The sequence below is a fragment of the Glycomyces arizonensis DSM 44726 genome, assembly GCF_000482705.1.
In the GTDB taxonomy this organism is placed as follows: domain Bacteria; phylum Actinomycetota; class Actinomycetes; order Mycobacteriales; family Micromonosporaceae; genus Glycomyces; species Glycomyces arizonensis.
The window spans coordinates 1-24591 of sequence record NZ_AXWO01000032.1 but is presented as its reverse complement, the minus strand read 5'-3'; the positions used below and the strand labels follow the sequence as shown (position 1 = coordinate 24591).

At 70.2% G+C, this 24591-nt stretch carries 26 protein-coding genes; 12 read left to right on the top strand and 14 right to left on the bottom strand.

What is annotated here, in order from left to right; all coding sequences use genetic code 11:
- The first annotated feature begins 187 nt into the window (after positions 1 to 187).
- Complete coding sequence (locus tag H613_RS0118470; protein ID WP_026924955.1) at positions 188 to 676, top strand: hypothetical protein; 489 nt, start codon at positions 188 to 190, stop codon at positions 674 to 676.
- A gap of 147 nt (positions 677 to 823) precedes the next feature.
- A complete protein-coding gene (locus H613_RS0118465; RefSeq protein WP_026924954.1) occupies positions 824 to 1888 on the top strand; it encodes a lytic polysaccharide monooxygenase auxiliary activity family 9 protein in 1065 nt (354 codons plus the stop codon).
- A gap of 529 nt (positions 1889 to 2417) precedes the next feature.
- Here the strand turns inward: H613_RS0118465 and H613_RS30305 are convergent.
- From H613_RS30305 to H613_RS0118450, 3 genes are all read right to left on the bottom strand, one after another.
- Positions 2418 to 2849, bottom strand: coding sequence for a hypothetical protein (locus tag H613_RS30305; protein ID WP_084546761.1), 432 nt, complete (start codon positions 2847 to 2849; stop codon positions 2418 to 2420).
- 14 nt (positions 2850 to 2863) lie between these two features.
- Positions 2864 to 3412, bottom strand: coding sequence for a helix-turn-helix domain-containing protein (locus H613_RS30300; protein WP_084546760.1), 549 nt, complete (start codon positions 3410 to 3412; stop codon positions 2864 to 2866).
- 240 nt (positions 3413 to 3652) lie between these two features.
- The gene (locus tag H613_RS0118450) at positions 3653 to 4651 is read right to left on the bottom strand and encodes a periplasmic binding family protein (protein WP_026924952.1); all 999 of its coding nucleotides are present in this window, start codon (positions 4649 to 4651) and stop codon (positions 3653 to 3655) included.
- A 112-nt stretch (positions 4652 to 4763) separates the two neighbouring features.
- Between H613_RS0118450 and H613_RS0118445 the strand changes: the two genes are divergently transcribed.
- From H613_RS0118445 to H613_RS27585, 4 genes are all read left to right on the top strand, one after another.
- A complete protein-coding gene (locus H613_RS0118445; RefSeq protein WP_026924951.1) occupies positions 4764 to 5381 on the top strand; it encodes a TetR/AcrR family transcriptional regulator in 618 nt (205 codons plus the stop codon).
- Positions 5382 to 5856: 475 nt separating this feature from the next.
- The gene (gene imuA', locus H613_RS27595) at positions 5857 to 6567 is read left to right on the top strand and encodes a DnaE2-dependent mutagenesis accessory factor ImuA' (RefSeq protein ID WP_051393543.1); all 711 of its coding nucleotides are present in this window, start codon (positions 5857 to 5859) and stop codon (positions 6565 to 6567) included.
- On the top strand, positions 6564 to 7907 hold the full coding sequence (locus H613_RS27590) for a DNA polymerase Y subunit UmuC family protein (RefSeq protein WP_051393542.1): 1344 nt from the start codon (positions 6564 to 6566) through the stop codon (positions 7905 to 7907). Before imuA' ends, H613_RS27590 begins: the two co-directional genes overlap by 4 nt.
- Positions 7900 to 11064: an error-prone DNA polymerase gene (locus tag H613_RS27585; protein ID WP_211234881.1), complete on the top strand. Its 3165-nt coding sequence runs from the start codon at positions 7900 to 7902 to the stop codon at positions 11062 to 11064. Before H613_RS27590 ends, H613_RS27585 begins: the two co-directional genes overlap by 8 nt.
- A gap of 1094 nt (positions 11065 to 12158) precedes the next feature.
- Here H613_RS27585 and H613_RS0118410 read toward each other — a convergent pair.
- Complete coding sequence (locus H613_RS0118410; RefSeq protein WP_026924950.1) at positions 12159 to 12533, bottom strand: nuclear transport factor 2 family protein; 375 nt, start codon at positions 12531 to 12533, stop codon at positions 12159 to 12161.
- Between the two features lie 698 nt (positions 12534 to 13231).
- On the opposite strand from H613_RS0118410, the gene H613_RS0118400 reads away from it, so the two are divergent.
- From H613_RS0118400 to H613_RS27580, 3 genes are read left to right on the top strand one after another with little or no spacing between them, the layout of a single operon-like run.
- A complete protein-coding gene (locus H613_RS0118400) occupies positions 13232 to 13792 on the top strand; it encodes a sugar O-acetyltransferase (protein WP_281171205.1) in 561 nt (186 codons plus the stop codon).
- On the top strand, positions 13785 to 14345 hold the full coding sequence (locus tag H613_RS0118395; protein ID WP_026924948.1) for a TetR/AcrR family transcriptional regulator: 561 nt from the start codon (positions 13785 to 13787) through the stop codon (positions 14343 to 14345). Before H613_RS0118400 ends, H613_RS0118395 begins: the two co-directional genes overlap by 8 nt.
- A 41-nt stretch (positions 14346 to 14386) precedes the next feature.
- A complete protein-coding gene (locus H613_RS27580; RefSeq protein WP_051393540.1) occupies positions 14387 to 15016 on the top strand; it encodes a phosphotransferase family protein in 630 nt (209 codons plus the stop codon).
- Here the strand turns inward: H613_RS27580 and H613_RS0118385 are convergent.
- The 3 genes from H613_RS0118385 to H613_RS0118375 form a co-directional block, all read right to left on the bottom strand.
- Complete coding sequence (locus H613_RS0118385; protein WP_026924947.1) at positions 14998 to 15420, bottom strand: arsenate reductase ArsC; 423 nt, start codon at positions 15418 to 15420, stop codon at positions 14998 to 15000. The two genes, H613_RS27580 and H613_RS0118385, sit on opposite strands and share 19 nt — an antisense overlap.
- Positions 15421 to 15458: 38 nt before the next feature.
- Complete coding sequence (locus tag H613_RS30295; protein WP_084546759.1) at positions 15459 to 16169, bottom strand: metalloregulator ArsR/SmtB family transcription factor; 711 nt, start codon at positions 16167 to 16169, stop codon at positions 15459 to 15461.
- 81 nt (positions 16170 to 16250) lie between these two features.
- Positions 16251 to 17756 (bottom strand): FAD-dependent oxidoreductase, encoded by a 1506-nt coding sequence (locus tag H613_RS0118375; RefSeq protein ID WP_026924946.1) that lies wholly within the window; start codon positions 17754 to 17756, stop codon positions 16251 to 16253.
- A gap of 107 nt (positions 17757 to 17863) precedes the next feature.
- Between H613_RS0118375 and H613_RS0118370 the strand changes: the two genes are divergently transcribed.
- Positions 17864 to 18223, top strand: a complete 360-nt coding sequence (locus H613_RS0118370) for an ArsR/SmtB family transcription factor (RefSeq protein ID WP_035738537.1) — start codon at positions 17864 to 17866, stop codon at positions 18221 to 18223.
- Here the strand turns inward: H613_RS0118370 and H613_RS27570 are convergent.
- From H613_RS27570 to H613_RS27565, 5 genes are all read right to left on the bottom strand, one after another.
- Positions 18220 to 19005, bottom strand: a complete 786-nt coding sequence (locus tag H613_RS27570) for a cation diffusion facilitator family transporter (protein WP_084546758.1) — start codon at positions 19003 to 19005, stop codon at positions 18220 to 18222. The two genes, H613_RS0118370 and H613_RS27570, sit on opposite strands and share 4 nt — an antisense overlap.
- Positions 19005 to 19334, bottom strand: a complete 330-nt coding sequence (locus H613_RS0118360; RefSeq protein WP_026924944.1) for an ArsR/SmtB family transcription factor — start codon at positions 19332 to 19334, stop codon at positions 19005 to 19007. Before H613_RS0118360 ends, H613_RS27570 begins: the two co-directional genes overlap by 1 nt.
- Before the next feature lie 142 nt (positions 19335 to 19476).
- Positions 19477 to 20664, bottom strand: coding sequence for a sulfotransferase family protein (locus H613_RS0118355; protein ID WP_051393539.1), 1188 nt, complete (start codon positions 20662 to 20664; stop codon positions 19477 to 19479).
- A gap of 129 nt (positions 20665 to 20793) precedes the next feature.
- Positions 20794 to 21708: a non-homologous end-joining DNA ligase gene (gene ligD, locus H613_RS0118350; RefSeq protein ID WP_035738535.1), complete on the bottom strand. Its 915-nt coding sequence runs from the start codon at positions 21706 to 21708 to the stop codon at positions 20794 to 20796.
- 245 nt (positions 21709 to 21953) lie between these two features.
- Positions 21954 to 22340 carry a hypothetical protein gene (locus H613_RS27565; RefSeq protein ID WP_051393538.1) on the bottom strand — a complete coding sequence of 129 codons (387 nt, stop codon included), beginning with the start codon at positions 22338 to 22340 and terminating at the stop codon, positions 21954 to 21956.
- 92 nt (positions 22341 to 22432) lie between these two features.
- Here H613_RS27565 and H613_RS0118340 point away from each other — a divergent pair, with 92 nt between their 5' ends.
- Positions 22433 to 22885, top strand: a complete 453-nt coding sequence (locus H613_RS0118340) for a MarR family winged helix-turn-helix transcriptional regulator (RefSeq protein WP_026924941.1) — start codon at positions 22433 to 22435, stop codon at positions 22883 to 22885.
- Here the strand turns inward: H613_RS0118340 and H613_RS0118335 are convergent.
- Positions 22882 to 23253, bottom strand: coding sequence for a MerR family transcriptional regulator (locus H613_RS0118335; RefSeq protein WP_245598606.1), 372 nt, complete (start codon positions 23251 to 23253; stop codon positions 22882 to 22884). The genes H613_RS0118340 and H613_RS0118335 overlap by 4 nt on opposite strands.
- Before the next feature lie 57 nt (positions 23254 to 23310).
- Between H613_RS0118335 and H613_RS0118330 the strand changes: the two genes are divergently transcribed.
- A complete protein-coding gene (locus tag H613_RS0118330) occupies positions 23311 to 24078 on the top strand; it encodes an alpha/beta fold hydrolase (RefSeq protein WP_026924939.1) in 768 nt (255 codons plus the stop codon).
- A 44-nt stretch (positions 24079 to 24122) separates the two neighbouring features.
- Here H613_RS0118330 and H613_RS0118325 read toward each other — a convergent pair.
- Positions 24123 to 24591, bottom strand: a 469-nt coding sequence (locus tag H613_RS0118325; protein ID WP_026924224.1) for a carbohydrate ABC transporter permease, incomplete at its 5' end; no start/stop codon positions are given.

Sequence of the window (24591 nt, the reverse complement as noted above, 5' to 3'; positions counted from 1 at the left end):
TCTCGGTGGTGATCGGGGAGCCGACCCTCCATGATGGGAACTCCATGTTCCTCATCTACTCCAATGGGGACCGCGGCAACGTGCGCTCCGTCGCGAACTGCTCGCAGACGGCGCCGATCGGCGTCCGTCTGCGGACGGAATCGTTCTGGGGACTCCTGAAGGACACGCATCGGGCGATGCTCAACGCTTGCCGGCACGCCTCGTACCCCCCGAGGAGCAGCGCGGGTCGAAAGCGGCCGTTGGAAACGCTCGCGGGATCACCATCCTGGAGGACTGCGTCTACAACCCGCGATGGTGGGCGACGGGCCCGGAGCTCGAAGCGCACGCCGAATCCGGCCCTGACGGCGAGGCGCCGGTACCGCCGAGCACCTTCACCTGGAACGACGGGGCCGATCGCGGGCTCGTCCTGTACTTCGGCGTCAGAAGGAACACGCTGGCCCTCACCGCCGACACGAAGTTCTTCGCCCTCGACGCGTTCGAACCCGCGTCGAAGCGGGTCGAAGCCCTCGTCCTCAGAGGCGCGAGCGACGACTTCAACCTGCGAGTGCCGCCCCGCTGGCGAAGCGCCATGGTGCCGCAGCGGTTCACGGGGCCGGCGACGCCGACCCGGAGCGCTCTTCAGCGCCTGGGCGGTGACGTCGTCCGATGCGAGGGGCGAAGCATGGCGGCGCAGTGACTTCCGCGAGGGCGACCGCCTCGCTTCCGACGGCGCCCGGTGGTGGTCTCGCATCCTCCGGCGCTGCTGACGGGGGACGTTTCCATTTCCGGCATATCTATATTACATTTATAGATGTCAATGTAGCATCTTATTGGGAGCGCTATCATGCTCAGATCGAGAAAACACCGCCTCAGAAGCCTCATCCTGGCATTCGCGGTGGCGGCCATGGCCGGTGCCTCGGCGCTGTTCTTCACCACCCAGGCGGCCTCCGCACACGGCACGGCGACCTCGCCGGCGTCGCGGCAGTACAGCTGCTGGGAACGCTGGGGAAGTGACCACATGAATCCCGACATGGCCACCGAGGACCCCATGTGCTACCAGGCCTTCCAAGCCAACCCCAACACCATGTGGAGCTGGATGAGCCTGCTCCGCGAGGGCATGCAGGGGCAGCACGAGCAGCTCATCCCGGACAACAAGCTCTGCTCCGGGGACAACGCCCAGTACGCCTCGCTTGACAATCCGGGGAACTGGCACACCACCTCGCTCGACAACGACTTCACACTCCACTACGAGGACCAGGCGACGCACGGCGCGGACTACTACTGGGTGTACGTCACCCGGCAGGGGTACGACGCCACCACCGACGCGCTCGACTGGGGCGACCTCGAGCGCGTCGTCGAGACCGGCGTCTACCAGCCGGGCGAGCCGGTCGACATCCCGGTCAGCGCGCCTGGTCGGACGGGGCACCACGTGGTCTACGTGATCTGGCAGGCCAGCCACTTCGACCAGACCTTCTACTCCTGCTCGGACGTGTGGTTCGGCGGCGGCTCGCAGCCCGACCCGGGCGACGACCCGACCGACGACCCCACCGAGGACCCGACCGAGGACCCGAGTGACGATCCCACCGACGACCCGACCGACCCGCCGGCCGACGGCGAGTGCACCGCCACCTACACCGTCGCCAACGCCTGGGGTGGGGGTTTCACCGCCAACGTCGAGGTTGCCAGCACCGGCGGCTCCGGATCGTGGGAGGTCAGCTGGACGTGGCCGGGCGACCAGCAGGTCACCAACAGCTGGTCGGCCACGCTGAGCCAGTCCGGATCGTCGGTCTCCGCGACCGGCGCGTCCTACAATGACACGCTGGCCTCCGGGCAGTCCACTTCGTTCGGGTTCAACGCCACGTACGGCGGCTCGAACACCGCTCCGGACCTGACCTGCACCATCGGCTGACAGGCGAGCGGATGTCAGGCGGTCCCGGCCCCAGCGGCCGGGGCCGCCCTCGCCTTGGGTCCTGCCCGACTACAGTCCAGATCGACTCGACCGGCCAGTGTCCAACCGGGTTGCCCGGCCCGACGTGCGGATTCCGGAACCGAAGCACGCGCTTCGCTGAGGCCTCACCGAATCCCTGGCCTGCGCCCACGCTTGTTCAGGACTCCCGCTGAACTTCCCGAGCGGGCCAAGCGGCATCCTGCGCGAAACGAGCCCATAGAGCGGCAAGCTACTCCACGATGGAAACACTCACTGCCGATCCCCACACCTGCGACATGCGCCCGTCAAGCCGGGACAAAAGGCGTTGACTCCAGGGCTTGTGCTGACGCCGATGGGACCGCCTGCCCGGGGTCCCCGGCCTCGGCCATTGTTGTATACGCGAATACCGGCATCGACCATGAGCACTCGCCAGCGGTCACGCGGGAGCGGCCGGTCCTGCTCGGTCAAGATCCCGCTCGGCCGTCGTACCGATCGGCGAGTTCGAGTAGGGTCACGTCCGGGCGGTCGGCCGAGTGCTGCACAGCGCCAGTTTCGTGTGCTCGGTGTCAAAGCGGTTCGACAGCAGGCCGCGGAGGTGCTCGAGTCGTTCGAGATGTGCCTTGCCCATGGTCTCGTTCAGTTTCGCCTCGCCGATGGCCAGGAGCGTCTCGCCGCCGTCGTCCCCGGCCTCGAAGGCGGCGCGGCAGTCCGGCGTCTTCCAGCACGTGCAGCGGTGGGCGATGTCGCTGGCTTTGCTGTGTCTGCGCTTGCAGCACGGTCGGCCGCTGCGGTTCGGGGACGATACCGATTGGGGCCCATATTCATCCTGGGTACGGCCGCTGCTCCTACTGGAGGCGGGACGCCGCGAAGCGGCGCGAGCCGCGCTGCGTCGGACGCCGGTGCCGACGGGTGATCTGCTCATGGAGGCGATGTGGGCGCTCACCGGTCGAGCGGCGGTCACCTTGGGCGACAAGGCGATGATGAGGAAGGTCGAAGCGGCGCTCGCCCCTGCGATAGGCGAGCCGGCCGGGGCGGGAAGCGGGATGCTGACCGTAGGCCCGGTGTCAAGGCCGCTGGATGCGTTTCGATGAACTCGACCATGCACCGCCCACCGGCTCCCACCCGCCATGAGATGGTTGCCTCGTGGGAGCGGTGACCGTAATCGATGGCGGCGCCGATCAGGGCCTGCTCTTCGGAGGGCGTGAGCTTGGTGCCCTCCCCGGTCTGGCGGCCGGGCCGGTCCGAGCGGAGCGCGTCGAAGCCGCCGGCCTCGAAGCGGGCCTGCCAGTTGCGGATCGAGTCCTTCGAGACCCCGAAGACAACGGCCGCCTCATCGGGCTCCATGCCGCCGGTCACGAAGGCGCCCTCATACGCCTTACGACCGAGCGACTCCCGCTCACTGGCACACCCCGGCCGCGCTGGCTCTGGATCTGCGCCTGCGGCCTCGACACTGATCTGCTCGATGCGCTCTGGTCGGCTTGGCTGCGCGGGTTCGACGTCGAGCACGCCTTCCGGTTCCTCGAACAGACCCTGAGCTGGACCGTCCCCGGCTCATTGCCCGCTCCGACCAGGCGCCGCAATCCTCGAAACCAGGCTCCGGACGCCGCAACCGGCACAAGGCACTGGTCGGCGACCCAGGCAGGAAAGCATCCATGACGGCCCGATGCCAGGCCGAGCAGCAGGCGGCTGGTCTCCCGCTGTGATGCCGGGAGAAAGGCGAGGCCCTGCTCGTCCCGTCGAGCGGCATCAGGACTCCAGCAGCGAGGGCACGAAGATGTCCTCACAGGTCAGCAGTTCCTGTACCAGGCCCTGCTCGTGGGCGTAGCGCAGGAAGGTGTCGACGGCGGTACGGTTCTTCTCCACACCGTAGGGCCACCAGTCCTCTCCCAGTGTCCGCAGGTTCTCGGCGAACAGCTCGCTGAACCACGGCGTCATGAGGGCCATGTGCTGCTTGGAGGCCTGGGCGCGGTAGTGGGCGGCCTTCGCGTCCTTCGCCTGAAGGAACGCGTCGTAGATCGCCTTGGGCGCCTGGGGATGGTCGGCGAGGTAGTCCTTGCGGATGGCGACCACGTGCATCATCGGGAAGATGCCGGTGCGCCGGTAGTAGTCGCGCTCGACGGCCTCGTAGTCGACCCACAGGCGACGCACCCGCGGGTCACCGGCGAGGATCTGCTGGGGCACGTCGACCGAGATGAGGGCGTCGATCTCGCCGGAGAGCAGCATCGCCCCCAGTGTCTGCCCGTCACCGGCGTGGCGGACCGTGACGTTGTCCGGCACCGGCTGGGGAATCCACGCGAACGGCGGGATCGGGAAGTTGGTGCCGCCGATGACCCAGCTGCACTGGTCGGCGGTGACGCCGTACTCGTCGGCGAGGACGCCCTTCATCCACACGCCCGGGTCGTGGCCCCACAGCGCGAACTCGCCGACCGTCCTCCCGGCCAGGTCCTGCGGCTTCTCGATGCCGCTGTCGGCGCGGACGAAGACCGAGGCGTGGCGGAAGTTGCGGTTGGGGAAGATCGGCAGCGCCAAGAACGGCGACTCCGCCGTGTTCCACAGCCGGACGAAGTAGGTCAGGCCGAGTTCGGCCGCGTGGTATCCGCCCTGGACCATGTGGTGGAACAGGTCGGAGACGAGCCCTTCGGTTCTCACGTCGGCGTCGAATCCCTCGACGCCCACGCTGCCGTCGAACAGCGCGTCGGTGTGCTCGTAGTGGTAGGTGCCGAGTGTCAATTTCGGCTCGGTCATGAGATGCCCCCAAGTCATCCGTGAATGGTTGTTCACTTTGATGGTGTCTCGGGATGCTAGCCTTGTCAAGGTGAACGATCATTCATTTTGGATTGCGTCCCTGGAGTAGCCCATGCCACGACTCACGCCCGCGAACCGGGAGGCGCGCCGCGCTGACATCGTTGCGGCCGCTCGGCGCTGCTTCTCGCGAGACGGCTTCCACCAGACCTCGATGCCCGACATCGCGGCCGAGGCCGGCGTCTCGACCGGGGCGCCCTACCGGTACTTCGCGAGCAAAGAGGAGATCATCCTCGAGATCGCCCGCCAGGCGTTCCGATCGGTCTTCGACCCGGTGATCGACGCGGCCGAGGGCGTCGGCGGGACCACCATCGCGGGCATCGCCGACCTCGTCGACCTCGCGGTACAGCCGATGCACCAGGAGACCGCCGGTGCCACGCCGACATCGGTCGCGGAGCTCTTCCGATGCGCCGTCCAGACATGGGGCGAGCTCCTGCGCCACCCACAGCTACGAGCAGAGGCCGTGAGCGGGTTCGACGAGGTGCGCAACACCCTCAGCGCGGCCCTGCGGCGCGGCCAGGAGACCGGCCGAGTGTCCGCCGCCATCGATCCCGAAGGCGCCGCCCGCGTCACCATCGCCCTCATCCACGGCATCCTCCTGCAATGGGTGGCCTTCGGCCTTGAGGACATCCGCGGGCTGGCCGAGCAGGTCCGCACCCTCCTCGCTCGGTAGACCTCCCGGATGAGGTAACGCTTCAGGTACCTGATGATCTCCTTTTTGGATTTGCCGTCTTCGGTTCGGCGGACGACGTGGGCGCGGGTCGGTTCGTGATGTCGCATGCGAACGATCACCGCTCGGTAGAGCCGGTGGCATCCGTCGGTCTCGCGCGGGCCCGCTGGGATCGGGCGCAGCCCGCCAGGGCGGTCGGCTCGGCGCAGGTGCCGGTGAGGTCGTCGACGGACATTGTGCGACACGCCGAGGCAGGGTCTCCTCCTTGCTGGCAGATGCGGAGGCTGGCCGGCGCGGCCGTTGGGTGGTTTCGCGTCGTCACTCCTGATGAGAAACGCCCGCCGGCTCAGGGCTCGAGAACCTGCGGCCGTAGGGAGCGTGGCGTTGAGATTGATTCGACAGATTTTTGATCTTGCGCCGCTGACTCAGATCGGTATGTTGAACTCATACATACGTTCGATGTTTCACGGGGGTCGAGGTGTCGAAGGACGTGACCGCGGCCGCGCTGGCCGCCCAGCTCGGTTTGCGCACGGCAGGCGAGCTCGCGCCCGCCGAGCGGGCGTCTGGCGGGGTCGTCACCTCCTCTCGGTCCATGGTGCCGGTCACCTCCGACATCGCCCGGCTCCTGCCTTACGGCGGCCTGGCCGCGGCGACCGCGCTCGCCGCGGCACGGGTCGGGGCCACGTCGCTGCTGTGGCGTCTGCTGGCGGGCCCCACCAGCGCCGGGGCGTGGTGCGCGGTGGTCGGCCTGTCGGGGATGTACCCGTCAGCGGCGGCCGCGGCCGGTGTCGACCTGGCGCGGCTCGTCCTGGTCGAGGCGGACGGGCCGCGGCTGCTCGATGCGGCCGCAGCCCTGGCGGGCGGCGTCCCGGTCCTGGTGGCGCCGAGCGCGGCGTTCACGCCCATACAGGAGCGTCGCCTGACCGCCCGGGCTCGCCGTTCGGGGACCGCGATCGTGTGGTGGCAGACCCGGCCCGTCGCCGGAGCCGACGCCCGCCTGGAGGTGACCGGGGCGCACTGGCAGGGCCTGCGCGCCAACACCGGGCGCCGATGGGGCGCCGGTCGCCTCAACGCCTGCGGGTTGGAGGTGGCCGCCAGGTGGCGCGGCGGCGCCTCGCGGCAGGCCACCATCTGGCCCTACGGCGGCGACCGGCCCGGCAACGTCATCGATCTGCGGAGGCGCCGATGACGCCCGCCCGCACGGTCGTGGCCTGGCTGCCGGACTGGGAGAGCGAGGACCAGGCCGCGTTCGAGCCGGTGCTTGAGGCACTCGACCGCATCACCCCGTACATCGAAGTCCTCGAACCCGGTCGTGTGGCGATCCCGCTGCGGCCCCTGGCCGGGGACGAGGCCGTCTTCTGCGAGGCGCTCATTGACACCGTCCAGGGCCTGGTCGACCAGGACTGCCTCACCGGTGTCGCCGATGGTCTCTTCGCCGCCCTGATGGCCGCCGGGACGGGCCGGATCGTCCCGCCCGGCGGCGACGCGGCGTTCCTCGCGCCGCTCGACATCGCGAACCTGACGGCCACCGGTCTGGTCGACGAGGAGACGGTCGAGACGCTTCGGCACCTGGGCATCGGCACGCTCGGCGCCTTCTGCGCGTTGCCGGGCGCGGCCGTGGCCGAGCGGTTCGGCGCCGCGGCTCGCCAGGCACAGCAGTTGGCGGCCGGGGACCTGGCCCGTCCGCTCGCGCTCCGGCGGGCCGAGGCGGAGCTGACCGTCCGCGTCGATGCCGCCGAGCCTTACGCGACGGTCGAGCAGGCCGCGTTCGCCGCCCGCCCGCTCGCCGAACGGCTCCTGGCGACCCTCACCGGCCGGGGCCTGGCCTGCACGCGTGTGACCGTCACCGCCCACACGGTGCGCGGCCTGGCGCGGGAGCGCACCTGGCAGGTCGATCCCACCGCCGACGCCGTCGACCTGGCGCGGCGGGTCCGCTGGCAGCTCGACGGCTGGCTCACCGCAGGAGGCACCGACGCGCTCGCGGCGATCGAGCTCGCCCCCGGTGGCCTGCTCAACATCATGGACGCGGGACGCGGCCTGTGGGAGACCAAGGACGCCGCCACCGCCCGCGCCGAGGCCGCCCTGCGGCACGCCCAAGGCCTCCTCGGGCCCGACAACCTGCGGATCGTCCTCCAAGCCGGCGGCCGCGACCTGGCCGAGCAGTACGACCAGATCCCCTGGGGCGAGACCGTCCCGCCGCATCGGACGCGGCCGTGGCCCGGTGCCCTGCCCGACCCGCTCCCGACACGGGCCGGAACCGGCGAGCACGTCGCCGTGCTCGACGCGGCGGGGTCCGCCGTCGCGGTGGCCGCCCGGGGTGACCTGTCGGCCGCTCCGGTACTGGTGGCCGTGGACGGCGAGCGGACCCCGATTCTCGCGTGGGCCGGGCCGTGGCCGGTGACCGAACGCTGGTGGGACCCGGAGCGGGCCCGCCGCTACGCCCGGCTCCAGGTGCTGCTGGCCGACGGCCGCGCCGCGCTCCTGTATGTCGAGAGCGGACGGTGGAGCGTGGTCGGCTGGTATGACTGAGTACGCCGAACTGCACTGCCACTCCTCCTACTCCTTCGCCGACGGCGCCGACTCACCGGCCGTACTCGTTGCCGAGGCCGTCCGGCTCGGTCTGCGCGGCCTGGCACTGACCGACCACGATGGCCTGTACGGGGTCGCCGAGCTCGCCGTGGCCGCCGCCGAGCACGCCCTGCCCACGGTCTTCGGCGCCGAGTTGAACCTCGGCATGGACCGGGCCCGGCGCGGCCAGGCCGACCCCGCCGGGCAGCACCTCATCGTCCTGTCCCGTAACCCGGTCGGGTACCGGCGGCTCTCGCGGGCGATCACCGAGGCGAAACTGGCCGGCGGTGAGAAGGACCTGCCCCGCTACGACCTGGCCCGGCTCGCCGATCACGCCGGTGGGCACTGGATGGTCCTGGCCGGCTGCCGCAAAGGCCCGGTCACGACCGCGCTCGAGACCGGTGGCGCCGCGGCCGCCGAGCAGGCGTTGCGGGAGCTGGCCGAATGGTTCGGGCCCGGCAACGTCGCCGTCGAGGTCACCTGCCATGACCTGCCCGAGGACGCGGAGCGGATCGAAGCCCTCGCCGCGGTCGCCCGCCGCTGCGGTGTTGTGGTGGTGGCGACGGGCAACGTCCACTATGCCGAGCCGCGGCGATCGAAGGTCGCGGCCGCGCTAGCGGCGGTCCGGGCCAGGTGCACGCTCGACCAGGTCGACCCGTGGCTGCCCGCCAGCAGCGGTGCGCATCTGCGCAGCGGCGAGGAGATGGCGTTGCGATTCGCCGACGTCCCCGAAGCGGTCACAGAAGCCGCCCGAATCGGTGCCGAGTGCGCGTTCGACTTCCAGCTGCTCGCCCCCCGCCTGCCCCGCTTCCCCGTCCCCGGCCTGCACGATGACGTCTCCTATCTGGCGACGTTGACCATCGCCGGGGCGCGTGAGCGCTACGGGCCGCCCGAGGCCGAGCGGGTCGCGGGGGCGTGGCGGCAACTCGACCGCGAACTGCGCGTCATCACCGGGCTCGATTTCGCCGGGTACTTCCTCATCGTCGCCGACATCGTCGCGTTCTGCCGCGAGCACGACATCTACTGCCAGGGGCGCGGGTCGGCCGCGAACTCCGCGGTCTGCTACGCCCTCGGCATCACCAACGTGGACCCGGTCGCCTTCGGGCTGCTGTTCGAGCGGTTCCTCTCAACCGAGCGCGACGGCCCACCCGACATCGACATCGACATCGAGTCCGGCCGACGAGAGGAGGTCATCCAGTACGTGTACGGCAAGTACGGCCGTGACCGGGCCGCGCTGGTGGCCAACGTGGTCACCTACCGGCCGCGCTCGGCGGTCCGCGACGCGGCGAAAGTCCTCGGATACGGCCACGACCAGGCCGTGGCGTGGTCGAAGCGGCTGCATCACTGGCACGGGCTCGACCCCGCCGAGACCGAAGGCCTCCCCGCCGACGTCCGACACCTCGCCGCCGAACTGGCCGACCTCCCGCGGCACCTGGGCATCCACCCCGGCGGGATGGTCCTCACCGAGCAGCCGGTCGCCGAGATCGTCCCCGTCGAACCGGCCCGCATGGCCGGCCGCACCGTCCTCCAGTGGGACAAGGAGGCCTGCGCCGACGCCGGACTGGTGAAGTTCGACCTGCTCGGCCTGGGCATGCTCGAAGCCCTGCACCACATGGTCGACCTGATCGCCGAGGCCCACGGCGACCGGATCGACCTCGCGATGCTCCCACCGGACGACACCGACGTCTACGACATGCTGTGCCGGGCCGACACCGTCGGGGTCTTCCAAGTCGAATCCCGCGCGCAGATGGCGACACTGCCGCGGCTGCGGCCCCGCGAGTTCGCCGACCTCGTCGCCGAAGTGGCGCTCATCCGGCCCGGCCCGATCCAAGGCGGCGCCGTCCACCCCTACCTGCGTCGCCGCCGAGGCGAACCCTGGCGCGACCAGGTCCCCCAGATCCTCCACGCCGCACTCGAGAAGACCTACGGCGTGCCGCTGTTCCAAGAGCAGCTGATGCGCATGGCGATCGACGCCGCCGGGTTCGACGGCGGCGAGGCCGACCGGCTGCGCCGCGCCATGGGCGCCAAACGCTCCACGATGCGCATGGAGCAGCTGAAGGGGCGCCTCTACACCGGCATGGCCGAACGCGGCATCACCGGCGCGCAGGCCGACCAGATCTTCGAACAGCTCAAGTCGTTCGCCGACTTCGGCTTCCCCGAATCCCACGCCGCCAGCTTCGCCCACCTCGTCTACGCCTCGGCCTGGCTCAAATGCCACTACCCGGCCGCGTTCTACGCCGGACTCCTCGCCGCCCAGCCGATGGGCTTCTACTCCCCGGCATCGCTGATCGCCGACGCGGGGCGCCACGACATCACCGTCCTCGCCCCCGACGTGAACGCCAGCGGCCCGATCGCGTCCCTCGTCGACACCGGCACCGCGCCGGTCTTCCCAGCGCGGGGGACCGCGGCGATCCGGCTCGGGCTCGACCAGGTCAAAGGACTCGGCCCCGACCCGGCCGGACGCATCGCCGCCGCCCGCACCGAGGCGCCCTTCCGCGACATCGCCGAGCTGGCCCGCCGGGCCGGTCTCGGCAAGGCGCACCTGGAAGCCCTGGCGATCGCCGGTACCCTGGCGAGCCTCGAACCCGACCGCAGACGGGCACTGTGGACCGCCGGAGTGGTGCGCGAGGGGCCCGGCATGATCCCCGGCACCGGACCGGCCGCCCCAGCCCCGACCCTGCCGGGCATGGACCGCGCCGAACTGGCCCGCGCCGACTACGCCGGGCTCGGCCTGTCCACCCGCACTCACCCGATCGCGCTCGCACGAGCAGCCCTCACCGCCGCGGGCGTGGTCCCCATCGACCGCCTCCCGGGCATCCCGGACGGGACGCGCGTCGAGATCGCCGGTGTGGTGACCCACCGGCAACGGCCGCCGACCGCCCGGGGCGTGACCTTCCTGAGCATCGAGGACGAGACCGGCATCGGCAACGTCATCTGCACGCCGGGACTATGGGCGCGTTGGCGAACGGTAGCGGCAGGCGCGAAAGCCATGCGCATCCGGGGCACCGTCGAGCACGCCGCCGACGCGATCGACGGCGCCATGCCGAACCTCATCGCCGACAAGCTGGGACCGCTTGACCTGCAGACGCCGACAGGCGGCTCCAGGGACTTCCGGTAGCCGCAGGGGCCGCTGCGTGCGCCGGCCCTCCTTCAGTTGGAGCGAACGGCGTGCCCTTGCTATATCCCCTGGTAACCCGCCCGCACATCACCACGAAGAGCCGGAAGGAGGGGAGCACAGCTGGTGCTCGATTTCGACGACAACCTTGCGAGGCGCGGAACCGGTGGCACCCGTTGATCACCGCTGCCGTGAACGCCGCCGACTCCTGCTGCGACGACTCCAGCACCCTGGAGTACTCGATCCCCGAGAGGGCGATCGACCCCGAACGGTAAAGACGGTCGGCCATGTCGCGGACCGCGGCTTTCGTTGGGTGCAACGGCCGGTTCGTATGCGAAGCCTGGTCATGATCGAGGCTCATGATGCTCCATCAGCCGGTAGGCGGCTCGGAAGGCCGGGTCACAGGGCGATGGCATGGTGATTCGGCAAGGCAGCGGCACAGTCGCTCTTGTTCCGGGACTTCTGATCTGAGGCCTGGTCGAACGCTTCCAGCCAGCGCCGCTGAGCGAGTCACGGGCGACCGCCCTCGGCTGGCTGCTCGGCAGCCTTGTCGGGGCCGCGGGCCTGTGGTGGTGCAACCGACGGCTGCGGCAGACACCTGAAGTCGATGTCGACCCGCGAACTGGACAGCGCATTGCCTACGAGCGCGAGGACTCGTTCTTCTTCGTCCCGTTGTCGGCGTTCCCGTGGCGGTACCGCATTCCGGCCTTCTTCGCGACTATCGTCCTGGTCAAAGGTCGAACCGGCGCCGCTGGGTCGTTGAGCGGAGCATCGCGCGCCCGCGGTCGTGGAAAGTCCTGAAGACCGGCTACCGCCGTCCGCTCCGCAAGGCCGACCGGACGCTGCAGATCGTGCTCGAACTCCAGATGCACCGCCGTCGCTCGAAAGCGGCTTTTTGCATGAGCTTCCAGGTGACGACCTCCCGGTCGACCGGCAGGACACAGCGGCATGTGACATTGGCGGACAAGCGAAGCCGTTGTGGGGCAACGGTGTTGTGCGGTGACTCCATTGTTCACCAGAGGGCTTCGTCAGGGCGTGGGCGAGAGCCGGAAGCGCTGGTACCGGTGTGATGCCGATGAACCGCAGCGGGCTGTGGTTCAGTAGCGTTCGGCGAGGTGCTCCCGCCCGGCCGGTGGCTCGTATGCCTCAGGCCAGAAGTCGACAACGCGGACGACCCGTCCGGCCTCGTCGAATTCCAGCCAGACGCAGGCGTCCTGGTGTTCCTTCGCCACCCGCGCATCGATCCAGGCAGCGGCCCGCCGTCCTTCGGCGACGAGGCGGTACACGGCCAGATGCCAGTCGCCGGGGTACTCCTGATTGAATCGGAGGAACCTGTCGCGGCCGGTGATGCGTTCCCGGGTCTGGGGCATCTCGTAGACCACCTCCTCGGCGAGCAGGCCGGTCAAGGCCGTCCAGTCACGGGCTTCAAGGCTGTGGAAGTACGCTTCGGCAGCGGTTCTGGCATCGGTCACAGCACCACCGTAGCGAGGGCCATCGACCGCATCTCGCCAAGGCCGCACGACGCGACGACCGAAGCCCCCATGGTCCTCCAATGCACCGGAAGCGCGCCAAGGCCGTCATTTCAGGCATCCCCCCGCGCCACAGGGCTTCGTTGCACCTCAGGGGATCTCATCACGAGCAGTCACGAGAGCCTTGCCGGGAAAGGCTCAGTGGCGACGGCGGGGCCGTGGTGGATCCGCCACGAGGCTGAGGTCCGGGCCGTCCCGTTGCAGTGAAATCGGCAGATGCTGAGCGGGGTCAGGTGAGGAGTCGCCGCAGCGTGGCCTCGCCGAAGGGTTTCCAGTCGGCTTTGCCTCCGGCCCATCCCATCTCGCCCGAGTAGCCGACCTCGATCTGGAGGAGGGCCCGGATGAGGCCCCAGCCGAGGGACCTCGGTGTGGAGCGACGTCATCGCCGGGTACTGCTCGATGTTCGCGAGGCGCTGCTCGACGTAGGCGGTGATCGCATCGAGCGGGCGGCCCCGGTGGCCGTCCACAGGGGCGCTTGCAAAGCGACCCTGCCTCGAAGGCCTCGCAGCTTGAACAGGAGAAAGCGGTCAGTTCACTGCCTCGATCGCCGCAGGGGCAGGGTCATGGGTACAATCGTACGCAACTCGTGTACGGTCGTCCTCATGGTGGACGGTGAATATTTCGCGGGTGACGATCGGTCGATGCGTGAGCGGATGCTGGCCGGGGACTTCTATATCGCCGACGACCCCGAACTCGAGGCGCTGATGCGGCGCGCGGCGGTCCTCGCCGAGCGGTACCGGGCCGCGTTCGCCGAGGATTACGACACCGCCCGCGGGCACCTTGTCGCACTCCTCGGCGAGCTTGGCGAGGAGGTCTTCATCCGCCCGCCGCTGTATGTCGACTACGGCTCCAACCTCCGGATCGGGGCGCGGTCATTCGTGAACTTCGGGCTCATGGCGCTCGACGTCGCCGCCATCACGATCGGCGAGGACTGCCAGATCGGGCCGAACGTGCAGCTGCTGACTCCCACCCACCCGGTCGAGGCCGGGCCGCGGCGCGACAAGCTCGAAGCGGCCAAGCCGATTACGCTGGGCGACAACGTGTGGCTCGGCGGCGGCGTCATCGTCTGCCCCGGCGTGACCATCGGGGACAACACCGTGGTCGGCGCGGGCGCCGTCGTCACCAGCGACCTCCCCGCGGATGTCGTCGCGGTCGGCAATCCCGCCAAGGTGATCCGCACGCTGGGGACCGGCCATGAGTGAGCCGGGGCGGCGGCGCCGCCATGATCCCGACCGCCGCGAGCGGATCATCGACGCCTGCCTCGACGTCATCGCCGAGGAGGGCGTCGCCGGCACCTCCCACCGCAGGGTCGCGGCCGCCGCCGATGTCCCGCTGGGCTCGATGACCTACCACTTCAGCGGGATGGACGAGTTGCTCCAGGAGGCGTTCACCCGCTTCGCGACGGCGGTGAGCGACGAGTTCGAGCAGCACATGGCAGCGGTCGCCACTCGCGAAGACGCCGTGGAAGCGGTCGTCGCGATCATCGCCGACACCGTCTTCGCCTCCCCGCGCGACCTCGTCCTCACTCACGAGCTGTACACCCTCGCCGCCCGCGAGCCCGCCTTCCGGGCGCTCACCAACGCCTGGATGACCCGCTCCCGTACCGCTCTGGAGCGCCACTTCGACCCCGCCACCGCTCGCATGGTCGACGCCCTCATCGAGGGCCTGACCATTCACCGCGCCCTCGACACCGAGCCCCACGACGCTCAGGTCGTCGCCGAAGCCGTCCGGCGCATCACCGCGATCGGCACCTGACCCGCACCACCGTCCACCAGTCCATGAGCGGAGGAACCCCGATGGAGAGCATCACCGAGAACCGCCAGACCCCCGAAACCCTCAAGGCCATGATCGCCAAAGCGTTCGGGCCCGACCGGGTCCCGGCCGGCGAGGACTTCGCCGAGGAGCTCGGCCACGGCTGGTTCAACGTCGCCTACAAGATCCGGCTGCGCGGCGGGCGGGACGTCGTGCTCAAGATCGCGCCCCCGCCCGGGGTCGAGGTGATGACCTACGAGCAAGGGGCCATGGACATCGAACTGGCCTCCCTCGCGCTCATCCGTGAGCACACCGACGCCCCCGTCCCCGAGGTCCTGTTCGCCGACACGAGCCTGGAGGTGTGCGACGCACCCTACTTCTTCATGCCCTGCATCGACGCCGACAACATCGGCATCATCGAGGGAGCGCTCTCACCAGGGGAGCTGGCCGACTACTGGGAGCAGCTCGGCGCCCGCAACGCCGAACTCGACGCGATCAAGGGCACCGGCTTCGGGCCCTTCCTCGACCCGCGCTTCTCCACCTGGCGGGCCGCGTTCGAGCAGAGGTGCGAGGACGTCCTGCGGCGGCTTCGCGGTGCCGCGTCGCGCCGAGTCGGCCGCTACGGCAGTCAAGTCAGGTCAAGGGCGGCCGCAACTCAGTGGCGAGTCGGCTGATCGCTGGGGAGGAGTTCGGCGATGAGGTGTTCGATGCGGATTCTGATCTGGTCGCGGATGGGGCGGACGGCCTCGACGCCCTGCCCGGCGGGGTCGTCGAGTTTCCAGTCGAGGTAGCGCTTTCCGGGGAAGACGGGGCAGGCGTCGCCGCAGCCCATGGTGATGCACACGTCGGAGGCCTCGACGGCGTCGATGGCGAGGATCTTCGGCTTCTGGTCGGCGATGTCGATGCCGACTTCTCTCATGGCCTCGACGGCGGCGGGGTTGACCTGATCGGCGGGGGCGGAACCGGCGGAGCGGACCTCGACGCGGTCGCCCGCGAGGTGGGTGAGCCACCCGGCGGCCATCTGGGAGCGGCCGGCGTTGTGGACGCAGACGAAGAGGACGGACGGCTTGGCGGACATGGCGGGTGTTCCTTTGCCTTCGGGCTTGCCGGTTTCGGTCATGACTTGGCCGCCCGGAGTTCGAGGGCGGGGAAGAACCGCCTGGCCCACAGGCTGACGTAGACGAGGCCGACGAGGACGGGGACTTCGATCAGCGGCCCGACGACACCGGCGAGGGCCTGGCCGGAGGCGGCGCCGAAGGTCGCGATGGCGACGGCGATGGCGAGTTCGAAGTTGTTGCCCGCCGCGGTGAACGCGAGCGTCGGGGAGCGCTCGTAGCCCAGGCCGATGCCCTTGCCGAGGGCGAGGGACCCGGCCCACATGAGACCGAAGTACACCAGCAGCGGGACGGCTATCCGGACGACGTCCCAGGGCCGGGCGATGATCGCCTCACCTTGAAGGGCGAAGAGGACGACGATGGTGAACAGCAGTCCGTAGAGGGCGAACGGGCCGATCTTCGGCAGGAACCGGTCCTCGTACCAGACCCGTCCCCTGCGGCGCTCGGCGGTGACCAGGCCGGTGGCCTTGAGGACTTTGAGGTGGTGGGAGATGGTGGGGGCCTTGAGGTCGAAGGCGTCGGTCAGGTCGCACACGCACAACTCGCCGCCCTCGTGTGAGGCGATGAGGGACAGCAGCCGCAGCCGGACCGGGTCGCCGAGGGCCTTGAACGCGGGCGCGAGGCTCTCGGCCTGCGCGGCGGTGAGCGGCTCGGCCACGAGCGGGACCCGGCAGCCCGCGTCGTCCACGAGCGGCAGGTGCTGTTTCGACATGCGTCTATTTTGACAAGTGTCTAGGCAGTCGGCAGCCGCCGCCCCGCCCGCCCCGAACCGGGACACTGCATTTCCCCGCAGTCAGCCGCAGCCGCCGCCGCTGGCCTTGACCTGCGGGAGTTCGATGCGCTGTCCGGCCCGGCCGTGCGGGACCCCGGTCGCCAGACCCCGGGCCGGAACCGCCACCGGCTCCTTGGACGCGGGCGTGCCCCAGGCGGACGCGTCGGTGTCGCACCCGGAGTCGGCCTCGTCCGCTTCGGCGGTCGCGGTGCTGCCGCAGCACCCGGACGCCTCGGCGGCGTCGGCGATGCTGGTCGCATCGAGGGCCCGTGAAGAGGAGCAGACGCCGGTCTCGGGCAGGTCGAGCTCGACCCGGTCGGCCGCTTCGCGGTCGCCGGCGAGGGCGGCGGCGATGGAGCGGACCTGCTCGTACCCGGTGGCGAGGAGGAACGTCGGGGCCCTGCCGTAGGACTTGACCCCCGCGATGTAGAAACCCGCGTCCGGGTGGGTGAGGTGGGCCTCGCCGTGCGCGGGGACGGTGCCGCAGGAGTGGAAGTTCGGGTCGATGAGCGGCGCGATCTGCGCCGGAGCCTCCACCACGCTGTCGAGGTCGAGGCGGACCTCGCGCAGCATCTCCAGGTCGGGCCGGAATCCGGTGGCGGCGGCGATGTTGTCGACTTCGAGTTCGACCGCGAGGCTGCCGGTCGCGCCGCGGATCGCCACCGATCCGTCGGGGCGGGTGGTGAACGATCGGATGGTGAAGCCGGTGACCAGCTCGACCGCGCCCGATTCCACGAGTGAGCGCAGGCGGGTGCCGATGGTGCCGCGCGCGGGGAGGGCGTCGGCAGCGCCGCCGCCGTAGACCTTGCCCGGGTCGGTGCCGCGGATCGCCCACATCACGCTCGTGCCCGGCTCGGTCTCGGCGAGCTCGGCGAGGAGCAGGAGCGTGTTCGCCGCCGAGTGGCCGGCCCCGACGACCAGGGTCCGCTTGCCCGCGAACCGGTCCCGCTCGGAGCCGAGCACGTCGGGGAGTGGTCCGGCCTGCCAGGGCGCGTCGGGGGTTTCACCGACGGCGGGAAGCCCGTGCGCGCCGAGCGGGTTGCGGTGGGCCCAGACACCGGAGGCGTCGATGACCGCGTCGGCGACGACGTCCTCGACGCCCGCCTCTGCGGCGGTGCGCAGCAGGTAGGCGCGCCCGTCCCGGTCGATCGTGTTGGTCTTGTCCACACCGAGTCGGGCGACACCGGTCACGCGGGTGCCGTAGCGGACGTGCTCGTCGAGGGCCTTCGCCAGCGGCGCCAGGTAGTCCTCGATCAGTTCCGCGCCGGTCGGCAGCCGGTCCTCGTCCGGCGCGGTCCAGCCGGTGGCTTCGAGGAGGCGGCGGGCGGCGGGGTCGATGTCGAACCGCCACGGCGAGAAGAGGCGGAGGTGCCCCCACTGGGCGATCGCCGCTCCGGGGCCGTCCCCGGCCTCGAGCACGATCGGGGTCAGGCCCCGCTCGACCAGATGCGCGGCGGCGGCGAGCCCGACCGGGCCCGCGCCGATCACGGCCACGGTGCGGATGCGGGAGCCTTCGAGGTTCGACATGGTGTCCTCCGGTATCGGCAGCGGTCGCGCGTCTCGCGACTGCATCAACTGATCTAAGTAATATCAGTATCTACTGTTGATGGCAAGTTCCGTGGTTTAATTGACGGATGGACACCCAGATCGATCGCAAGCCGAAGCCGGTCGCCGCCGGGCCCGACGGGGCCCTGATCGACCGCGCCCGCGACCTCGCACCCCAGTTCAAAGCGCTGTCGGACGAGAACCGGCTCGCGATCGTGCTGCTGCTGTCCGAACGCGACCGGACCGTGCGCGAGCTCACCGAGGCCACCGGCCTGGCCCAGACCCTCGTCTCGCACCACCTGGCACCGCTCCGGGAACTCGGCCTGGTCACCGTGACGCCTCAGGGCCGCAGCAACGTCTACGCGCTGTGCTGCGACGCCTTCACCGCCCCCATGCGCGCCCTCGCCGGACTCTCCAACGCCACCGAAGCCGCCGGGTGCGACTGCTAGAGCGGACGCGGCGAGGACTCTTCGACCCTGCCGCCCTCGCGTCCGAGCCGGAGCGGGGCGGGCGGCGCGGCGGCCGGTGACGGGGTGCAGCATCCGTCCGCGCACCCGGCGTCCTCGGCGCTGTCGGCGGTCGCGGCGAGACCGGCGGGGGCGCAGCAGTTGTCGCCCTTCCAGGCTTCGCGGCCTTCCTTGACGGCGACGGCGGCGATGGCGAGGGCGGCGACGGGGTCGGCCCACCACCAGCCGAAGAGGCTGTTGACGACCAGGCCGGCCAGCACGACGGCGGACAGATAGGTGCACAGCAGGGTCTGCTTGGAGTCGGCGACGGCGGTGGCGGATCCGAGTTCCCGGCCCGCGCGCCGCTGGGCCCAGGACAGGAACGGCATGACCGCGAGGGAGACCGCGGCAAGGACGATTCCCGCGGCAGAGTGCTCGGCCTGGTGACCGGAGTACAGGGCGGTGGCCGACTCGTAAGTGACGTAGGCGGCGAGGGCGAAGAAGGACACGGCGATGACCTTCAGGGCGCGATGCTCGCGCGCTTCACGGGCCGCGTGGTCGCGAGCGGAGAACTGCCAGGCGACGGCGAGGGCCGAGGAGACCTCGACGACCGAGTCGAGGCCGAAGCCGATCAGCGCGGTCGAGGAGGCGAGCGTCCCGGCCCACAGGGCGATGACCGCTTCGACGACGTTGTAGGTGATCGTGGCGGCGACCAGCGCGCGCACGATGCGGGTGAGGCGATCGCGGCGGCCGGGCGTGATCGGAGCGAGAGGGAGCCGGGCCATCAGCAGCAGCCTTCCTCGGCGGTGGCCTCGCACGCCTCGGGGTCCACTGCCAGGGCCACACCGAGGAGGTCGGTCAGGGCGTGCCCGAGCTTCGCGTCGGCGAGCTCGTACCGGGTCCGGCGGCCCTCGGGGACGGCGACGACGAGCCCGCACCCGCGCAGGCAGGCGAGGTGGTTCGACAGCGACTGCCGCGAGACGCCAAGAGTCTCGGCCAGATCGGCGGGATAGCCGGGGGCGTCGCGCAGGGCCAGGAGGATGCGCGAGCGGGTGGGGTCGGAGAGGGCGTGACCGAAGCGGGCCAGCACCTCCCCGTATGTGAGTACAGCCATGACTGAACAATACACTGATCTGTGTATTCACCAAGAGGTGTACTTTTATTGCGGAAGTGCGGGACCGCGACGCCCTCGCTTCAGCGGCAGCCGTCCGAGCGCCGGAGAGCGCGACACGCGGCAAGGCCCCCTCCATTCACGATCAGCCGCGCATGTTGTGCACCATGCGGACGTAGTCGCCGAAGGTGTGGTCGACCATGTCGACGTCGAGGCCGTAGTGGGCGAGGCTGTACTCGTGGCCGCGCTTCATGCCCGGACGGGCGAGGACGTCGCGCAGGTTGTCCTCGTCGGCGCCGGTCCATGGCATGCCGAGCTTCGCGAACAGGCCTGGCAGCTCGCTGTAGGGGTTGGCGGTGAGCTGGTGGTAGGAGACGTCGACGACGCGCTCGCGCGGGAGTCTGGCGCGCACGTCGCGTCCGATGCGGACCATGTCGCCGAGCATCTCGAGCCAGTCGCGGCCGATCTGGTGGGGATCGTATTCGCGGTTGCACAGGGCCACGCCGGTCTCCATGAGCGAGCACCACGAGCCCATGACGGTGCCCGGGTCGCGGTGGGTCCACATGATCGTCGCGTCGGGGAAGACTTTCAGGAGGGACTCGAGGTGCTCCATGTGGTACGGGGACTTGAGGACCCAGCGTTTCCGAGGCCCGCCGAACTGGAGGACCTGGAGCACTTGGCGGTAGTACCGGTAGTCGGGCAGGAAGTCGTGCGACGCGAGCCAGTCGCGGTATCCGGGCATGCGGAAGCACACCAGCCAGTTGCGGCCGTGGGGCAGCGCGAAGACGCACTCTTCGGGCGATTCGGGTTCCATGGGGTGGATCTGTGGCAGCACCGGTGAGAAGCCGTGGCCGAACTTGGCCGCCTGGGTGGCGACCTTGATGCGGCGCTTACGGATCGCCGGGTCGATGTCGGCGCGGTCGGTGGCCTGGAGCTCCCACATCAGCGGGGCCCGGTTGGACTCGGGCCTGGCGAGGATCTTGTGGGCGAGGGTGGTGGCGGTGCGGGGCAGGCCGGTGACGATGATGGGCCGCTCGATCGGCTCGTCGGCGATCTCGGGGTGCTCGGCGAGCAGGCGGCGGACGCGGAAGCGGTTGGTCATGCGTCCGCGGATGTCGCCGACGATGCCCGTCCAGCCGAGCCCCGAGACCGTTGGGACGGCCGCGATCTGGCGCATCAGGAAGCGGTATTCCTCGACGAAGGCCTCGTCGCCCGCGGCGCTGCCGCCCGAAGCGGCCTCGGCCCGGCGAACGGTCTTGTCGAAGACGGCGTCGACGTCGTTCCTTTGGCGGTTGGACGCCGGCTGCATCACCGCGTTGATGGGGCGGACCATTCTTGACACACGTCGCATTGAAACCGTGTCCTCTCAGAGGCAAAGGTGAGTCCACTGCGCATCCTGACACAGCCCGAATCACAGCCCGCCTCCCGGGGTCGGGGTGTTGGCCGCCCCGGCGAGCGGTGCTTACCAGCGTTCGATCGTGTCCAGCCGGTTCCGGACGGCGTCTGGTGCGGTGGCGTGGTGGTCGATGGCCGACCACGGATCGGTTTTTTGCGCCAGGCGGTTGCGGATCGTCGCGGCGGTGTGGCCGTCGGGGGTGGATCGGCCGAGCTCGTGCCAGTCCAGGGGCGTGGCCACCGGTGCGCCGGGCCTGGCGCGCAGCGAGTACGGCGCGATGAAGGTCTGGCCGTAGGCGTTGCGGCCCGCGTCCAGGAAGATCCGGTCGCCGCGGCGCTGCTTGCGCTGTGCCGTGGTCAGCAGGTCGGGGTCGCGCGCGGCGAGGCGGTCGGCGATGTCGGCGGCCAGGTCGCGGACGAACGCGAAGTCGGCGGTGCGGTCCAGCGGCGCGGTCACATGGTAGCCGCGTCCGCCGGTGGCCTGCACGAACGGCGTGAGGCCGATCTCGGCGTACAGGTGCCGCGCTCGGCGTGCCACCGATCGGAGCACGGCCACCGGGGTCTGGGGCGGCGGGTCGATGTCGATCACCAGCCGGTCGGGGCGATCCAGGTCATCGATCGTGGACAAGGCGATGTGGAATTCGATGGTGGCCTGGTTGGCCAGGTACGCCAGTGCGGCGGCGTCGTCGCACACCACGTGGTCGACCGAGCCGCCGCCGCGCTGGGGCACCTCGACGGTGTGCATCCAGTCGGGGAAGTAGTCCGAGGCGTCCTTTTGGAAGAAGCCTTGAGTGCCGATGCCGTCGGGGTAGCGGCGCATGGTCAGCGGGCGACCGGCGAGGTGGGGGAGCATCGCCTCGGCGACCGACCGGTAATGGTCGATCACCTCGCCCTTGCTGACGTGGTCGTCGGGGTAGAACTCCTTGCCCAGGTTCGATACGTCGATATCGCGGCCGGAGACGCTGATCGTGCGCGACGCCATCTCGACCTGCCTTTCAAGACGTCCCTCACTGGCTTGCCGCGGCATGTACCCGACCGGAGGCGACGGCAAACCGACGTCCCCTTCCGCGGCATCGCCGACCCGGCCCGCGCCGACCACGCCGGGCTCGGCCCGGTGGTCGGCCCGCGGTCGGGCCGGGACCCACCGGCGCGGGCGTTCCCGCTGCTCGTCGGTCAGATACTCGCGCCCGGACAGACGTGCCGAGGAAGCCTCCCGTTGTCCGAATCTTATTGCCGCACCACGGATTCAGCAGGGGCTTCCCGGTGGCGCTCGGACAGTCGCCGGACGCGGAGCGCCCGCCAGCCGAAGAGATGGCCCGCGGCGCACAGTGCCGAACCGATCGCCATGCCCGGGTTCGCGACCGCCGCGGCGATGGCGAAGTCGCCGAGCTGCGCGACGGCGCCGACGAGGAGCAGCGGTTCGAGCGGCCGAAGCCCGCGCGCGCCGGCCAGGAGCGCGATTGCCATCCCCAGAGGGATCGCCCGCGCCGCGTACGCCGCCGCATAGAACCCCGCGCCTGCCTCGGCCGGGGTGCCGTTGAGCAGCAGCTCGGGTCGCCACAGCGCGAGGAGCGCCGAAACCGCGGTGCCCGTGGCGAGCACCAGGTTGAGCATCAGGGCGACTCTCAGGACGCGAGCGTCCGCATTCGATGCAAGAGTTGAATCATTCATATTGTGAATCATTATTGCAATGTATCATTGCCGTCATGTCCAAGCAATCGCCCGCTGAGCTGACCGGCACCCTGGCGTTTCAAATCGGCGTACTCGGCACCACCATCACCGACCTGTTCGCCGCCCGCATCGCCCCACTCGGCCTGAAACCGAAGCACGCGGGCCTCCTCGCGCTCCTGGCGAACCAGGGCGCGCGCTCGCAGGCGGAAGCGGCCGAGGCCATGGGGGTCGCACCGAGCCTCCTCGTCGGCCTCGCCGACCGGCTTCAGGACCTCGGCGCCCTCACCCGCGAGCGCGACCCCGGCGACCGCCGCCGCCAGGTGCTCGCCCTCACCGCCGACGGCACGGCGCTCCTCAAGTCCTGCAACCGGATCGCCGAAGCCATCGACACCGACCTCACCGCCGACCTCGATCCCGCCGACGCCGCGGCCCTGCGGCGCGCCCTCGCCGCGATGACCGGGTTCGAACCCCGCCGCGTACTGAGCTAGCCCGGTCCGGGCCTGAGCGGTTGCCGCGCCACCCCGTCGACCCGCTCGGCAAGGAGATCGCGCTGCTCGGTGAGTTCGGCGATCCGGCGTTCGAGCCGGTCGAGGCCGTCGTCGAGGACCGCCCGGGAATGGTCGCAGTGCCGCAGGCCCTGCTCGCACAGGCAGGGCATGAGCTCGCGGATGGCGCGCGTGGTCAAACCGGAGTCGAGGAAGCCCCGGATCTGCTCGACCACGGCGGGGGCGTCCTCGGCGTAGGTGCGGTAGCCGTTCGAGTCCCGTTGCGGCACCAGCAGCTCCTGCTCCTCGTAGTAGCGCAGCAGCCGGGCGCTCACCCCCGTCCGACGCGACAGCTCGCCGATCAACATCATGTCCTCCGTCACCTCTGCTGGACCTTCACACTGGTGTGAAGCCATAACGTCGGCGCCATGACGAACATTTCCGCGAACCCTATCGCCCTCGCCACCGAGATCACCGGCTCCGGCCCCGGCATCGTCCTCGCCCACGGCGCGGCAGGCAGCATCGAGTCGAACTTCGGCTCGCTCATCCCGCTGCTCGCCGAGGACCACACCGTCACCGCCTCCGATTACCCCACCGACGACACGCCACTGGACCTCGACGGCCTCGCCGACGCCCTGGTCGATGCGGCCGCCACCGAGCGCTTCGCGGTCATCGGCTTCTCCCTGGGCACCGCCGTCGCGGTGCGGGCGGCGACGCGGCACCCCGACCGCGTCTCCGGCCTGGTGCTGGCCGCCGGGATCGCCCGGGCCGACAACCGGCTGCGTCTGGCGTTCGACCTGTGGTCGGCGCTGCTGCGGGCGGGCGACCACGACGCCTTCGCCCGGCTCTTGCTCCATGCGGCCTTCAGCGCGGACTTCACCAACGGCCTGGCGCCCGAAGCGGTCACCGCGGCCGTCGAGGCGCTCGCGGCGAGGGTCCACGACGGCATCCCCGCCCAGGTCGCCCTCGGCCGAGCGGTCGACACGACCGCCGACCTCGCTTCCGTCGCGGTCCCGACCCTGGTGATCGCCGCGACCGAAGACCTGCTCGTCGATCCGGCCAACCACCGCTATCTGGCCGACCACGTCCCCGGCGCCGAGTACGCCCAGATCAAGGCCGGCCACGTCCTCATGGCGGAGCAGCCCGACGCCTGGCACCGCACCGTCCTGGACTTCCTCGACCGCCAAGGCCTCTGAGGCCGGTGTGAGGACCGTCGAGCAAGGACGCCTGACGGGTTCGGTCATCCTTTGATGGCGCCGGTGATGACGGCTTTGGTGAAGTGTTTTTGGATGAAGGGGTACATGATCACGATCGGGATGATGGTGCAGACGACGGCGGCCATTTTGAGTGAGGCGGCCGGGGCGTTGTCCATGCCCGAGGAGATGGCCGCGGCCGCGGCGGCGTTCTGGCCGGCCGGCTGGGTGGAGGCGATGAGCCATTGCTGGATCAGTACCTGGATGGGTTTGGTCTCCAGTCCGGGTGTGTAGAGCACGGCGATGAAGTAGGTGTTCCAGTAGCCGACGGCGTAGAACAGCCCGATGACCGCCAGGATCGCCTTCGACATCGGCAGCACCACTTTGAACATGGTCCGGAACTCCCCGGCGCCGTCGATCTTGGCCGCGTCGATCAGCTCGCCGGGGACGCTGGTCATGAAGAAGGTGCGCAAGACGATGAGGTTCCACGCCGAGAAGCAGACCGGCAGGATCAGC

Excerpts from the sequence above, each read along its gene's own strand:
- H613_RS0118445 (WP_026924951.1), top strand. The coding sequence starts at position 4,764 with ATGCCACGACTCACGCCCGCGAACCGGGAGGCGCGCCGCGCTGACATC.
- H613_RS0118340 (WP_026924941.1), top strand. The coding sequence starts at position 22,433 with ATGTCCAAGCAATCGCCCGCTGAGCTGACCGGCACCCTGGCGTTTCAA.
- H613_RS0118370 (WP_035738537.1), top strand. The coding sequence starts at position 17,864 with ATGGACACCCAGATCGATCGCAAGCCGAAGCCGGTCGCCGCCGGGCCC.
- H613_RS0118375 (WP_026924946.1), bottom strand. The coding sequence starts at position 17,756 with ATGTCGAACCTCGAAGGCTCCCGCATCCGCACCGTGGCCGTGATCGGC.
- H613_RS27565 (WP_051393538.1), bottom strand. The coding sequence starts at position 22,340 with ATGCTCAACCTGGTGCTCGCCACGGGCACCGCGGTTTCGGCGCTCCTC.
- H613_RS27580 (WP_051393540.1), top strand. The coding sequence starts at position 14,387 with ATGGAGAGCATCACCGAGAACCGCCAGACCCCCGAAACCCTCAAGGCC.
- H613_RS27570 (WP_084546758.1), bottom strand. The coding sequence starts at position 19,005 with ATGGCCCGGCTCCCTCTCGCTCCGATCACGCCCGGCCGCCGCGATCGC.
- H613_RS0118465 (WP_026924954.1), top strand. The coding sequence starts at position 824 with ATGCTCAGATCGAGAAAACACCGCCTCAGAAGCCTCATCCTGGCATTC.
- H613_RS0118355 (WP_051393539.1), bottom strand. The coding sequence starts at position 20,664 with ATGGTCCGCCCCATCAACGCGGTGATGCAGCCGGCGTCCAACCGCCAA.
- H613_RS0118395 (WP_026924948.1), top strand. The coding sequence starts at position 13,785 with ATGAGTGAGCCGGGGCGGCGGCGCCGCCATGATCCCGACCGCCGCGAG.
- H613_RS0118450 (WP_026924952.1), bottom strand. The coding sequence starts at position 4,651 with ATGACCGAGCCGAAATTGACACTCGGCACCTACCACTACGAGCACACC.
- H613_RS30295 (WP_084546759.1), bottom strand. The coding sequence starts at position 16,169 with ATGTCGAAACAGCACCTGCCGCTCGTGGACGACGCGGGCTGCCGGGTC.
- H613_RS0118360 (WP_026924944.1), bottom strand. The coding sequence starts at position 19,334 with ATGGCTGTACTCACATACGGGGAGGTGCTGGCCCGCTTCGGTCACGCC.
- H613_RS0118330 (WP_026924939.1), top strand. The coding sequence starts at position 23,311 with ATGACGAACATTTCCGCGAACCCTATCGCCCTCGCCACCGAGATCACC.
- H613_RS0118335 (WP_245598606.1), bottom strand. The coding sequence starts at position 23,253 with ATGATGTTGATCGGCGAGCTGTCGCGTCGGACGGGGGTGAGCGCCCGG.
- ligD (WP_035738535.1), bottom strand. The coding sequence starts at position 21,708 with ATGGCGTCGCGCACGATCAGCGTCTCCGGCCGCGATATCGACGTATCG.
- H613_RS27590 (WP_051393542.1), top strand. The coding sequence starts at position 6,564 with ATGACGCCCGCCCGCACGGTCGTGGCCTGGCTGCCGGACTGGGAGAGC.
- H613_RS27585 (WP_211234881.1), top strand. The coding sequence starts at position 7,900 with ATGACTGAGTACGCCGAACTGCACTGCCACTCCTCCTACTCCTTCGCC.
- H613_RS0118400 (WP_281171205.1), top strand. The coding sequence starts at position 13,232 with ATGCGTGAGCGGATGCTGGCCGGGGACTTCTATATCGCCGACGACCCC.
- H613_RS0118385 (WP_026924947.1), bottom strand. The coding sequence starts at position 15,420 with ATGTCCGCCAAGCCGTCCGTCCTCTTCGTCTGCGTCCACAACGCCGGC.